Origin of the sequence: Allobosea vaviloviae, assembly GCF_001298265.1 — a bacterium.
GTDB lineage: Bacteria > Pseudomonadota > Alphaproteobacteria > Rhizobiales > Beijerinckiaceae > Allobosea > Allobosea vaviloviae_B.
This window is the reverse complement of record NZ_LGSZ01000060.1, coordinates 56,901-68,541: the sequence shown is the minus strand read 5'-3', so window position 1 is coordinate 68,541 and position 11,641 is coordinate 56,901. Positions and strand designations below refer to the sequence as shown.

Genomic DNA, 11,641 nt, shown 5'->3' with positions numbered 1-11,641 from the left:
AACCGTGAGCTGGTCTCAGATCTTCGCCTTCGTCCGCCGGACAACCACACCGGCCTTCCGGCCCAGCCCGATCGACTTCGCCATCGCAGAGCGCGATTCCGCATAGTTCGGCGCGACCATCGGATAGTCGGCCGGCAGGCTCCATTTCGCCCGGTACTGATCCGGGGTCATGCCGTAGCTCGTGCTCAAATGACGCTTGAGCGTCTTGAACGCCCGCCCGTCCTCCAGGCAGATGATCGCATCGGGCGTCACCGATTTGCGGATAGGTACGGCCGGGACCAGCGGCTCGGCAGCGACGGGTGCCGGCGGTCCCCCGAGCCCTGCGAGCGCGGCATGGGTGCTTGCGATGACGCTAGCCAGGTCGCCCACCGGCACGTTGTTGCGTGCCACGTAGGCCGACACGATCGACGCGGTCAGCGCGATTAAATCTTCGTTCTGGTCTGACATCAGGATTCCTGACTTCGAAAATCGGTAGGGAGAAAACAAATAGAATCTGGCGCGGTAACGCCAGCGGCACGCTGGGCAGGCCGAACCGTCACTCCATGGCAATGAAAGAGAGACCGGTTGCCCGGCCAGTCAAGGTATCAGCCAAACAGCTCGGAATGCGTACCGGCGCGGACGAAGTTAATGAAATTGCTGTCGAGCTGATAGATCAGGAGAAAATCGCCGCCTATGTGGCACTCGCGATGATCCGCCCAATCGCCTTTCAAGGCATGATCGAGCCATTCCGGTCCAAGGGGATTATCATTGGCGATGAGGAGCATCATCGCTTCTTTCAGTTGAACCATGTCGTATCGGCCCGAGCGCGACAGACGCTCCCAATCCTTGAGGAAGCTTTTCGCATAATCTGCCGATCTAGGCAGAGAAGCCCGCTTACTACTGGCCGGCTTCTTGGTCGAGGGCATCGAACAGTTCCTGGGCGGTGGCGAAACGGGCGCGACGCTGCTTCATCAGCACGCGGGACTCTTCCATGGCCGCGCGCGTCTCGGCATTGGGAACCTTCAACTCCAGCGGCAAGGCGCGATCCTTGGCGATCCGGGTTAGCGTCATCCGGACGACGTCGGACACGGTGAGGCCCATCTCCGCCAGCACCGCGGCGGCCTCGTCCTTCAAACCTTCGTCGATGCGGGCCCGAACAAATGCGGTTGCAGCCATGACAGCCTCCTCTTTCAAGGCATGTCTGTAGCTCAGATGAGCAACGCTATCAAGGCAGGCTGCTGACAGCAGTCTCCATCACGACGATCGTCATATCGAACGACAACATGCACTCGGCGCATGCCTTCCACCCTCAAAAACGACAAACTCGACCGAAATCACTTGGCTTTTTCGAAAAGCCAATTGCGACAGTGCCGTTTGTTCTGATCAAGCAAAATTGAGCTTGAAGTCGGCCGCGAGGCTGCGCTGATCGCCTTTAGGCGACGGCCGGAGGCCGCCCGGAGGGTCTTTGCGCGCCTCCGTTTGCGGTCGTCCGCTTAGAGAAGAAGCCGATCTGTATAGATCGGTGCCCGTGGGGCCTAATTTTCTAGACCCTATCTTTCGCGAGGATTTGCTGCCCGTCGTCTGCACTCGAAACGGTAACGTGCCTGCTTCGCGCTCGGCATTGATGGCGTGCCGGCGCACTTTGCCGCCGATGATGAGCCAGGCGTTCCAGGCTTGGCTGATGATCCGGATGACCGAGGGCAGATGCGGGCGCCCTTCCCTCTTCCGGAACTGCGTGCTGATCAGGAACAGCCGCTCGGCGATCCGGATGGCGTTGCGCGCCAGCGCGATGCAGACGCCGGCGCGCGCCGCGATCTCGCCGATCGTCAAAGCGCACGTCCCGCGTCTGCCCTCGACCTCGTCGGCGATGATCCGCATCACCGCGAGCTGGCCGGTGGTGAACTTCGCCGCGATCTGCGGCGGCAGCGGACCCGAGGCAGCCAGCCGCCGCCGGCGCGCGATCGAACGCTGGCGATCTGGCGACTTCGGCCGGCGCTTCGGCGGGAAGATGCTGTTGCGCCCGTCCAGGGCCCGCTCAAGCGCGACTGTCGGCGCGCGCACCGCCACGCGGTCCTGCCCCCTTACCTCGCGCTTGCGCGCCTCGATCGCCTCGCTGAGCGATTGCGCCTGGTCCTCCGTGAGCGCATCCGCGCCAAAGGCGCTCCACAGATCCCGGGCGATCTCGTCCAGGCGCGACAGCGTGCGCACCTCCCCGATCACCCTCAACATCTCGACTGCGAACATGGCCCGTTCCTTCAAGGCTGGGCCGCGTCAAACCTCCCTCCAAGCTCATCCCGTGCAGGCGCAGGTCCACGATCGGACCCCACCCCCTCGCCTGCGCGAAAGACATAGAAATCCGTTCGCAAACCAAATGGTTTGCGTTGACAGAACGATTCGGCTGTGGGAGATTTAGAGCCGTTCTACAGGCGGCTCCCACAGTCGTCACAAAAGGCCTTCAGCTCGCCAAAGCTGGGGCCTTTTCGCTTTTCAGGGGTCAGCGCGGACTGATTGCACTTCCCTCTGGCATGAACGCCGCATGGATAACGGCCTCCATGGCTTCCCTGCGCGACTTGAACTGTCCCGTCGCTATCGCCTTGTCCATCGCCTCGCGAGCAAGCTCGTGGACAAAGACAGTCGTCTCGTAGAATCCTGCTTCATGCCGCCGAGATCGAATGGCGGCCATGCGAGGCGCGGATTTTTGAAGCGAGGCGGACACCAAATCACCCTCAAAGCACTAGTGACGATGTGTGAGTCGTCCGATTCTGGCAACCCAGAAAATTGACAGCCTATTTCACACCGGAAAGCTCGCGCTCAAGCAACAGCACCGCTTCTTCGAGCGTTTCACCGAGGCCCCATCCCTTGCGGTCCGCGATCCGGCAGAAGGCCTCAATGGTCTCGGGTCTAGCTTTCAAATTGAACTGCGCGTTGCGCCCCGTGCGCCGCCGCCGATCGATTTTGCGATCGACCGTCGCTGCCAATTTCGGTTCGCGGCTTTTGAACCCGACAGCCTCGGCCATTTGCATAGTGGCTTCCTTGGGTGGCCTCGAAACACTTTTCTTCGTGGCGGCCGAGTCCCATGCCTTGGGATCGAACTCATCCAACTCTCCGCCAAACCCCAAGTCCGGGCGCTCATTGGTCATGTCAGGCCACCTTCTCGTCCTGAGTTGACTGTTTCAGCTTTGCGATCACCTCGCCCGCAAACTCGCGCGCGTTCTCGCGGGCTTTTTCGAGGTTGCTGACGTTCCGAGGATCAAGCGACGCCAGGGTTCCGCCAAAATCAAATATATCTCGAAATGCCGCGCGCTCGACGATTGGCGTGATGAACACATCGACCCCGCTCTTCGCAAGCTGTTCTTGGACGTTGCGGAGGGAGCGTGAGGTCACCGCAGCGCTTGTCCGGGTTAGGAGAACACTGTGTGCAATTCGGCGACGGGCCATCCGTTCCTGATTCCTAATAAGCCGAATTGTTTTCGCCCCGCCCTTTGCATCCATTGCCGAACCTTGGGTAGGAATAATGACGAGATCGGCCATTCCGATCGTATTGGCAACCATCAAACTGGCGGTGCCTTCGAGATCGACCACAACAAATTGAGAATCGCGCGAGGCATCATCGATCTGATCTACAATCGTATCTTCGGTAGCGTTTCCAATGATCTGAATGTTGTCGGGCTTCCCCTTCAATGCACCCCATTGCGATATCCATCTTTCGGGATCGGCATCGATTATGGTGACTTTGGCACCCTTTGCCGCCAATTCAGATGCAAGCAGAAGAGCGGCCGTGGTCTTACCCGCTCCCCCCTTTGGGTTGGCAAATGCGATCGTTGGCATGGGCGAATCCTCCGTTTGCGCACCTTAAATATCGAGTAGCTAACAGATAGCTACCAACCATTAAATAGTATCGGCTAGCTACTGGCTAGCTATCAACTAGCTAGCCGATACCTGAGCCGGTTCTGGCGGCGCTTATCCTCGGGCTGGGAGGGGAGCATGAGGGGCGGGGCTTTGGGGCGCCCCTGATCTGGTCCTGGGCGGGTCGATCCCGCGCAGGGGCAGTCCCCGCGCGCGAATACCGCCCGAGCGCGAGGCCCGGGCGGCTGTTCCATCATAGGGTCGACTGGCGCAGCCGGGCGTTATTCGGCCGCCATTCGCATGACCTCGCCAGCGCCAGCGTCATCGCCGCGATCATCCCGCTCGTCGACCTGAACCGCCGCTGGCATCATGAGCGGAGAGGGGAGCCAGCCCTTGCCGTCCAATTCGCGCTCGGCCTGAGCGACGGCCTCGGGCTTGGGGCTGCGCTCGATGCCCTTGGCGGCATCCTCGGAGCACCCGGCCTGGCGCAGGATACCGGCGATGGTGGATTTCGCCAGGCGCGACAGGAACTCCTGCTCCGGGCTCCACCATAAGCGCATGTCGAGCTTGACGGCTCGGGCGATCTGGTTGGCTTGTGCGATCCGCCCCCGGCTGATCTCGTGGCGCGCCGTGACGGCGTTGAGGTTCGCCGCCGACACCACCGCCAACAGGTCCGTCAGCGTCTCGATCGGCTGGTCGATCAGCCATTGCCACAGGTCGGCCTGATCACCGGGAAGCCGGTAGCCCCAAGCATCGACGATCTCGGTCCAACTGGACAGCGCCCGGCAGGCTTCGGGCTGCCTGATGCTGAGGTCCAGCGCCTTGCGCTCACCCCTGATCTCGACAGCCGAATGCATGTGCAGGCCATGATGGCGACCATAGAAGCAGGCCAGTACAAGTGGATGCAGCATCGCCGCCATTGCGATTTTGGGCCGCTGCGCCAGCTCGACGCGAAGGGCCGCCGTGCGGATCGCTGTGAGTTCCTCGATGACCGTTGCGGAATATCCGCTCGGCTCGGTGGTTTCGAGCGGGGAGGGGAGGGCAGGGGCCTCGTCGCCATCGTCATGAGCGTCGTCGCTACGACGCAGCCGGTCGAGCGCGGCGCGGTCCTCCGCCCTGACGAGGCCGCGCGTCACCTGCAGCGATCCGTCATAGCCGATCGCCACCATGCATCCGGCCAAAGCCTGCTCGTCGGCGATGTAGCTTTCGGTCGCCATCCTGATCGCCTCAATACGCTGCTCGATCTCGGAAAGCCGCGCCTCGTCGGCGGCGATCTGCGCATCGCCCTCGGCATCGGCCTCGATCTGCTCGGCCAAGGCGTCGTAGCTCTCGCCAAGCGTCGCAAGCTCGGCCTGCTCGGCCTCGGTGTGACCGCGACGCTGCGGATGGATACGGCCATATCCGGCGTGGTGGATGCTGTCGGCCTCGATGCAAACTTCCGTCCAGTTCCACCCCTCAGCCCGAACCGCATCCGCGACCGCTTGCAGCCTCTCGGCCGCGAGCCGCATCGCCAAGGGCCGGTCGGTCAGGAACGTCGCCTCGTTCTCGAAGAACAGATCACGCAGGACCGCGCCGCCGGCAGCCCCATAGGCCTCCAGCCCGATGAACCGCGCCAGCCGGTCGGTGCTGCGCAGATGCTCGTTGGTCAGCGCCGCGCGCAGATTGCTGGGGCTGCGGCTCCAGCCGTCGCGGCCAAACCATGCCGCTTCCTGGGCGCCATGGTCGTCGGTGATCGCCAGCGCGCGGGCCTGCTCGATCGTGATCTCGTCAGCCCGCATCGCCTCCAGAATCTGCGGTGACAGGCTGGCCAGCTTCAAGCGCTGCCGCACGGTGACCACGGACTGGCCGAACCGGCTGGCGATGGCGTCTGCCGGCAGACCGTCCTCAACAAGGCGCTGATAGGCCAAGACCTCGTCCACGACATGCATGGCCTCACGCTGGGTGTTTTCGGCCAAGGAGATTTCGGCATCGCGCTCGGCGGCCAGCACATTGCAGGGAATGTCGATGTCCTTGTCGAACCGGCCCTCCTTTGCCAGCAACCGGAGCGCCGCCAGCCGCCGCGCGCCGGCGACGACCTCGAACTTCTGCCCCTTCGCCGCCTTCCTGACGGTGAGGTTCTGGATCAGGCCGTGCGCCTCGATGCTGTCGGCCAACTCGCCGATTCCGGCCGTCGAATTGACCTTGCGGACATTGGCCTTGCTCGGGACCAGCTTAGATAGGGCGATGTGCTGGATGGCAGTCGTGAGCGTGCCAATGGCGGTGGCGGCGATCGTCGTGGTCATGGTGGTCTCTCCTTGTTGAGGCCGAAGGCCCGTCACCCGGCAGGGTGCAGGTCCGCCTGCACCTCTGCCTTCGCGGCGAGCAGCGGGGAGAGAGGGGGGCAAGAGCCAAATCGGGAGGGGGATCGCCCACGCGCAACGCGCCGGGCGAAGGGCCGCGGCACGCGGATCCTCGGCCGCGTCCTGCACAAGCCGCTTGCGGCGCGGAAGGATGGGGAGACCCGATTTGGCTCTTGCTGGGGAGAGAGGGCCGCGCGCCTCTCTTCCCTCGAGGCACCATCATCGCGCCGGCGGCGCGGCTCCTGCCGGCGCCTGGCGCCGGCCCGCGCGAGGGATCGTCACCGAAGGCCGAGACGCCGATCGGCGGCTCGGGGAGGGGCTTCGGCCCCGAGTAGAGCCCGGTCACGGCGAAGCCGAGACGCGCATGACGCGAGTTCTTCGCGCACCACGGCCCAAGATTGCCCCATTCGGGAACTACCAGACCGCGCCCCATTCTATATCCGGAGATCATGATGCAGGTTTTGGAGCTGAATCGAGCCAATAGCGGTGCGAATGTAGGACTGTTGATGGGCATGCACCGATTGAGACGGAAGGTTTTCAAGGACCGACTCGAATGGGCCGTTTCCTTGACTGGCGACCTCGAGATGGATCGATATGACGCTCTCGACGCCAGCTATCTGATCGTGAAGGAGGGGAATTCAGTGCTGGGCTCTGTCCGTCTGCTTCCGACCACCGGACCCAACATGCTTGCCGACACGTTCCCGGAGCTCCTCGACGGCGGCAGCGCGCCGAGCTGCAACTTGATTGCGGAAAGCTCTCGCTTTTGCGTCGATACAACCGCGACGGACACGATCACCGAAGGTGGTTTAAGGCAGGCCACCTTCATGCTGTTTGCTGCAATGCTGGAGTGGGGGAGGGCTCGTGACCTGCGAGCCATCGCGACTGTCACTGACGTACGCATGGAGAGAATTTTGCGGCGCGCGGGCTGGCCGCTCGATCGGCTCGGTAAACCCCGCAAGCTTGGAGTAACGGTCGCCGTCGCCGGTCTACTGCCGATCGAACCCGCAGCGCTGGAGGCGATTCGGACAAATGGGGGACTGGTTGTTCCCGTCCTTGCCACCCGGCATTGATCGGAGATATACGCGTGCCGCACTGCGCAGATCGTCGGCCCGAATATTGAGCCGCGCAAATAAAAAACGCTCTGCCCGTGAAGTCAGGGCGTTTTTACTGTGCGAGTGTTCCAGGATGACTTGGAATTTGGTTCCATAAATCCCATTATCAGCTCGGCAATTGTAGGCGCAAAGTTAAAATGTCTCATCGTGGCAAACTAGGAATGTCACACTCCCCCTCGGCGTTGAGCGTGGGAGTCTGGCATGGGCTGGGTCGAGATGAGCGAGAGAGAGCTTCGCCGCGCCGAAGTGCTGGCATCGGTTATGGCGGGCCGATTGACGGTAACGGCGGCGGCCGAGGTGATGGGCGTCACGCGACGCCAGGCGCACCGGCTGGCACTTCGGTTCGCAGATGATGGTGCGGCCGGCCTTCGCCATCATGCCCGCGGCCGGCCCTCCAATCGTTTGCTAGCGCCGCATGTCCGCCAGATGGCGATCGCCTATGTCGCGGAGAACTATCGCGATTTCGGACCAACTCTTGCGAGCCAGATGCTACTCGAACGGCACGGCCTGGCGGTCTCACGAGAGACGCTCCGCAAGTGGATGACCGCGGAAGGCCTGTGGCTCTCGCGCAAGCAGCGGCGCCAGTTTCACCAGCCTCGCGTCCGCCGCGAACACTTTGGCGAGCTGGTCCAGATCGACGGGAGCGAACACCGCTGGTTTGAGGATCGCGGTCCGCGCTGCACGCTGATCGTCTTCATCGACGATGCGACAGGTCGCCTGGTTGCGCTTCGATTCGTGCAATCTGAGAGCGCTTTTGCATATTTCGAGGCGTTGAAGGGCTATCTGGCGAGCCATGGGCGACCCCTCGCCTTCTATTCTGACAAGCACTCGATCTTTCGCGTGTCGAAGCCTCAGGCTCAGGGTGGTCAGGGCATGACGCAGTTCGGGCGCGCTCTGAGCGAGCTTAGCATCGAGATCCTGTGTGCGAACTCGAGCCAAGCCAAAGGGCGGGTGGAACGCGTGAACCGCACGCTGCAGGACCGTCTCGTGAAGGAGCTGCGGCTCGAAGGGATATCGACGATCGAGGCGGCCAACGCCTACCTTCCAGCGTTTATCGGGCGCTTCAACGAGCGCTTTGCTTCAGCTCCAGCTCGACCGAACGATCTTCATCGCCCGATAGAACGTAACCCCGAGGAGCTCGATACGATTCTGGCTTGGCGAGAGCAGCGCTATGTCACTCAGCAACTCGCCCTGTCCTACGACAGCAAGCGGATTATTCTGGACGAGACGCCGTTGACGGCTGGTCTGATCGGCAAATACGTCGAGACCTACGAGTTTCCCGACGGTCGGTTCGAGGTGCGTTGGAAAGGCGTCACTCTGGCGTATCGCGTCTTCGACAAGAAACAGCGCGTCACGCACACGGCGATCGTCGAGAACAAGCGCCTCTCGGAGGCCCTGGCCTGGGTGAAAGCGCGCCAGGACGAGATCAAACCGGTGCCGCCCAAGACGCACAGCGAAGCCGGGGGCTATGCGCCTCGACCGAAGGGGCGTCGAGGCCGGATTTCCTTCGTCGACCGTCATGTCGCGGCGAAAGCCGCCAATCGCCCCGCCTCTGCCGGCGCTGCTGCGAAACATGGGCTCTCCGCAGCCCCGGCAGAGGCTCCGTAGCGCCCTGAGACATTTCTAACTTGCTGCAGCCTGAGACATTTCAAAACGGTTGCAACAGGAGATGCGGAGGCTGGGATATGATCCTGGGTCGTCCCTGCCGCCTGTCGTCCTAGCGAGCGCACCGAAGCAATCCAGGCTGTCAGCCGCGCGCAACCTTCCGGGCCAGGGCATACAGTGCCACCGCCGCGAGCGTCGAAAGCACGATCAGCAGCAGCAGGCTCGGCACCTGCCCCGCGCGCTCGATCAGGACCGCAAAGACGAGCGGCGCCGCGGCCTTGATGATCAGGCCCGGCGCGGAGAGCTTGCCCAGCATCGCGCCATAGCCGGCCGGTCCGAACAGTTGCAGCGGCACGGTTCCGCGCACGATCGACCCCAGGCCCATGCTGATGCCATAGGCGATCGCAAACAGCCCGGCGAGCGTCGCCGTCATGCCGCCCACCAGCAGGAACATCAGACCCAGCGGCATCAGCACGGCCGAGACCCAGGCGGTGGTCACGGGCTGAAGCCCGGTGCCGAACAGCATCTCGACGAGCCGGCCGGCGACCTGCGACGGGCCGACCATCGCCCCGATCCCGACCGCGACCGCCGCGCTCAGGCCCAGCCCCTGCAGCAGCGTCAGCATATGGACCGACATCGCCGAGACGACGAATCCCTGCAGAGAAAAGGCCAGCGCCAGCAGCAGAAAGGCGGATTGCCGCGCCTCGCCATGGAGATAAGTGTCGGGAGCGACCTCGCCCGCCGATGGGGCCGGCGCGACGCCGACTGCACGACGCACGCGACCGGGCAGCAGGAACAGGTGCAGCGGAACGCAGACCGCGAACTGCATGATGGCGTAGATACGATAGATCTCGCGCCAGTCGAACTGACCCAGCAGCACCGTCGTCAGCGGCCAGAACAGGGTCGAGGCGAAGCCGCCGATCAGGGTGAGCTTGCTGATGGCGCGACGCGCATTGGCACCTCGCGCCTGCGTCAGAGCGGCAAAGGCGGCGTCGTAGAGCACCATCGTGGAGACCATTTCGAGCGCGATCATCGCCGCGAAATAGCTGATCGGCCCCCTCGCCTCCGCCAGCGCCAGCAATGCCACGCCGGCCAGTGCCGAACCGATGCTCATGACCAGGCGGGTGCCGTAGCTGTCGATCATGCGGCCGGACAGCGGCGCCACCAACCCGCCCGCCAGAAGACCGGCAGCAAAGCCGCCATAGGTCCATTCCGGTGCCCAGCCGAAGCTCTCGGTTATGTGCGGCGCCAGAACGGCGAAGGCATAGAAGAGCGCTCCATAGCCGATCACCTGGGTGACGCCGAGCGCGGGGATGAGAGGCAGGCCGCCGGTTCCACCAAGGGCCGGCGTCGCGATTGAAGGGAGCGACATCAGACTGCGACGGCCTCGCTTATGATCCTCGTGCCGCAGCCGCAGCCCGGCTTGCCGGCATTCTTCGCCAGCGCATCATCGGCGCAGCAGGCCTCGGCGGCAGCCGGAGCCGGCCCGCCGCAGCATCCTGCCGCCGCACCTGTCGTCCCGCCAGGCGTCGCACTGCAGACGCCGGTTTCCGGCAAGACAAGCTCAACGCGCCGCGCGGCTTCCCGATCGCCCGCGATCTCCGCCACGATCGAGCGGACCTGCTCATGGCCGGTGGCGAGCAGAAAGGTCGGCGCGCGCCCGTAGGATTTCATCCCGGCGATGTAGAAGCCTGCCTCGGGATGGGCGAGTTCCGCCGCGCCATGGGGGCGGACGGTGCCGCAGGAATGCTTGTTGGGGTCGATCAGCGGCGCCAGCGCCGGGGTGCATTCCAGCGCCGGGTCGAGCTGGACCCGCAGCTCGCGCAGGAGGCCGAGCTTCGGCCTGAAACCCGTGGCGACGATGAGTTCGTCGGCCCCTATGGTGCGGCCATCATCGCTGGAGAGGTGGAGTTCGCCGCCTTGCGTCTCGATCCGCTCCAAACGGAATGACGTTTCGGCCGAGACGAAGCCGCTCTCGACGAGGCGCGCGATCCGCGTTCCGAGTTCACCACGCGCAGCCAGTTGGTCGGCTGCCCCGCCGCCGAAAGCTCGGGAGAGAACGTCGCCGCGATAAAGCCAGGTGATCGCCGTGGCGGGCGCCCTGCCCTGAAGCTCCGCCAGGGCGGTCAAGGTGCCGATCGCCGAGTGACCGCCGCCCAGAACCGCGATCCGGCGGCCGGCATACCGCTCTGCCGCCGACCCCAGCACATCGGGCATGCCGTAGCTGATCCGCCCTGTCGCCTCATGCTCGCCGATGGCCGGCAAGCCTGAGGCGCCGGCGGGATTGGGCGAGAACCAGGTGCCCGAGACGTCTATCACCGCATCGGCCAGTTGCGTCGTCTCGTCGCCTCCCTGCCGGTAGCGGATGGCGAAAGGCGCGCTGTCGCGGCCAGCCGTCTTCACCTTGTCGAAGCCGAGGCGCGAGATCGCTGTGACATCGGACTCGAGCCGGATCGCGTCGCGAATCCCGGCAAGCGCGGCGAGAGGCGCCAGGTACAGCGCCAGCAGATCACCGCCGGTCGGGTAGGCGTCGGGCGCCGGCGGCGCCCAGCCACGGGCGGCGAGCAGGCGGCCGGCGGCAGCGTCGATGTTATAGGCCCAGGGCGAAAACATCGGGACATGGGCCCACTGCCTCACCGCATGGCCGATCGACAGTCCGCGCTCGAACAGGATCGGGGTCAGCCCGCGCTCCACGGCATGAGCCGCAGCGGCAAGGCCAACCGGCCCTGCCCCGATGATGGCGATCGTCTTTCTGGCCAT

Annotated in this window: 11 protein-coding genes; 2 read left to right on the top strand and 9 right to left on the bottom strand. The window is 64.0% G+C overall.

Annotation, left to right across the window (positions count from 1 at the left end):
* Window positions 1–15 precede the first annotated feature (15 nt).
* The 7 genes from AE618_RS22605 to AE618_RS22570 all read right to left on the bottom strand — a co-directional run bounded on the left by AE618_RS22605 (window position 16) and on the right by AE618_RS22570 (window position 6,107).
* The gene (locus AE618_RS22605) at window positions 16–447 is read right to left on the bottom strand and encodes a MucR family transcriptional regulator (protein ID WP_054211336.1); all 432 of its coding nucleotides are present in this window, start codon (window positions 445–447) and stop codon (window positions 16–18) included.
* 137 nt (window positions 448–584) lie between these two features.
* Window positions 585–905: a type II toxin-antitoxin system YafQ family toxin gene (locus AE618_RS22600; RefSeq protein WP_054211335.1), complete on the bottom strand. Its 321-nt coding sequence runs from the start codon at window positions 903–905 to the stop codon at window positions 585–587.
* Entirely contained in the window at window positions 877–1,155 is a 279-nt protein-coding gene (locus tag AE618_RS22595; protein ID WP_054211334.1) for a type II toxin-antitoxin system RelB/DinJ family antitoxin, read from the bottom strand. The genes AE618_RS22600 and AE618_RS22595 overlap by 29 nt, the downstream gene beginning before the upstream one ends.
* A gap of 207 nt (window positions 1,156–1,362) precedes the next feature.
* On the bottom strand, window positions 1,363–2,223 hold the full coding sequence (locus tag AE618_RS22590) for a hypothetical protein (protein WP_054211333.1): 861 nt from the start codon (window positions 2,221–2,223) through the stop codon (window positions 1,363–1,365).
* Window positions 2,224–2,765: 542 nt separating this feature from the next.
* Window positions 2,766–3,119, bottom strand: coding sequence for a hypothetical protein (locus AE618_RS22580; RefSeq protein ID WP_054211331.1), 354 nt, complete (start codon window positions 3,117–3,119; stop codon window positions 2,766–2,768).
* 1 nt (window position 3,120) lies between these two features.
* Window positions 3,121–3,807: a ParA family protein gene (locus AE618_RS22575; RefSeq protein ID WP_054211330.1), complete on the bottom strand. Its 687-nt coding sequence runs from the start codon at window positions 3,805–3,807 to the stop codon at window positions 3,121–3,123.
* Between the two features lie 299 nt (window positions 3,808–4,106).
* Complete coding sequence (locus AE618_RS22570) at window positions 4,107–6,107, bottom strand: ParB/RepB/Spo0J family partition protein (protein WP_082365496.1); 2,001 nt, start codon at window positions 6,105–6,107, stop codon at window positions 4,107–4,109.
* 506 nt (window positions 6,108–6,613) lie between these two features.
* Here AE618_RS22570 and AE618_RS22565 point away from each other — a divergent pair.
* Together AE618_RS22565 and AE618_RS22560 are read left to right on the top strand one after the other, a co-directional pair.
* A complete protein-coding gene (locus AE618_RS22565; protein WP_349236447.1) occupies window positions 6,614–7,234 on the top strand; it encodes an acyl-homoserine-lactone synthase in 621 nt (206 codons plus the stop codon).
* A gap of 243 nt (window positions 7,235–7,477) precedes the next feature.
* Window positions 7,478–8,884 (top strand): ISNCY family transposase, encoded by a 1,407-nt coding sequence (locus AE618_RS22560; protein WP_054211328.1) that lies wholly within the window; start codon window positions 7,478–7,480, stop codon window positions 8,882–8,884.
* 139 nt (window positions 8,885–9,023) lie between these two features.
* Here AE618_RS22560 and AE618_RS22555 read toward each other — a convergent pair whose 3' ends face one another.
* Both AE618_RS22555 and AE618_RS22550 read right to left on the bottom strand, forming a co-directional pair.
* On the bottom strand, window positions 9,024–10,253 hold the full coding sequence (locus tag AE618_RS22555; RefSeq protein ID WP_054211327.1) for an MFS transporter: 1,230 nt from the start codon (window positions 10,251–10,253) through the stop codon (window positions 9,024–9,026).
* Entirely contained in the window at window positions 10,253–11,641 is a 1,389-nt protein-coding gene (locus tag AE618_RS22550; protein WP_054211326.1) for an FAD-dependent oxidoreductase, read from the bottom strand. Before AE618_RS22550 ends, AE618_RS22555 begins: the two co-directional genes overlap by 1 nt.

What these genes read in the sequence shown, in the direction of transcription:
- AE618_RS22605 (WP_054211336.1), bottom strand. Translation starts at nt 447, where the DNA reads ATGTCAGACCAGAACGAAGATTTAATCGCGCTGACCGCGTCGATCGTG.
- AE618_RS22600 (WP_054211335.1), bottom strand. Translation starts at nt 905, where the DNA reads ATGCCCTCGACCAAGAAGCCGGCCAGTAGTAAGCGGGCTTCTCTGCCT.
- AE618_RS22595 (WP_054211334.1), bottom strand. Translation starts at nt 1,155, where the DNA reads ATGGCTGCAACCGCATTTGTTCGGGCCCGCATCGACGAAGGTTTGAAG.
- AE618_RS22590 (WP_054211333.1), bottom strand. Translation starts at nt 2,223, where the DNA reads ATGTTCGCAGTCGAGATGTTGAGGGTGATCGGGGAGGTGCGCACGCTG.
- AE618_RS22580 (WP_054211331.1), bottom strand. Translation starts at nt 3,119, where the DNA reads ATGACCAATGAGCGCCCGGACTTGGGGTTTGGCGGAGAGTTGGATGAG.
- AE618_RS22575 (WP_054211330.1), bottom strand. Translation starts at nt 3,807, where the DNA reads ATGCCAACGATCGCATTTGCCAACCCAAAGGGGGGAGCGGGTAAGACC.
- AE618_RS22570 (WP_082365496.1), bottom strand. Translation starts at nt 6,107, where the DNA reads ATGACCACGACGATCGCCGCCACCGCCATTGGCACGCTCACGACTGCC.
- AE618_RS22565 (WP_349236447.1), top strand. Translation starts at nt 6,614, where the DNA reads ATGATGCAGGTTTTGGAGCTGAATCGAGCCAATAGCGGTGCGAATGTA.
- AE618_RS22560 (WP_054211328.1), top strand. Translation starts at nt 7,478, where the DNA reads ATGGGCTGGGTCGAGATGAGCGAGAGAGAGCTTCGCCGCGCCGAAGTG.
- AE618_RS22555 (WP_054211327.1), bottom strand. Translation starts at nt 10,253, where the DNA reads ATGTCGCTCCCTTCAATCGCGACGCCGGCCCTTGGTGGAACCGGCGGC.
- AE618_RS22550 (WP_054211326.1), bottom strand. Translation starts at nt 11,641, where the DNA reads ATGGCCAGAAAGACGATCGCCATCATCGGGGCAGGGCCGGTTGGCCTT.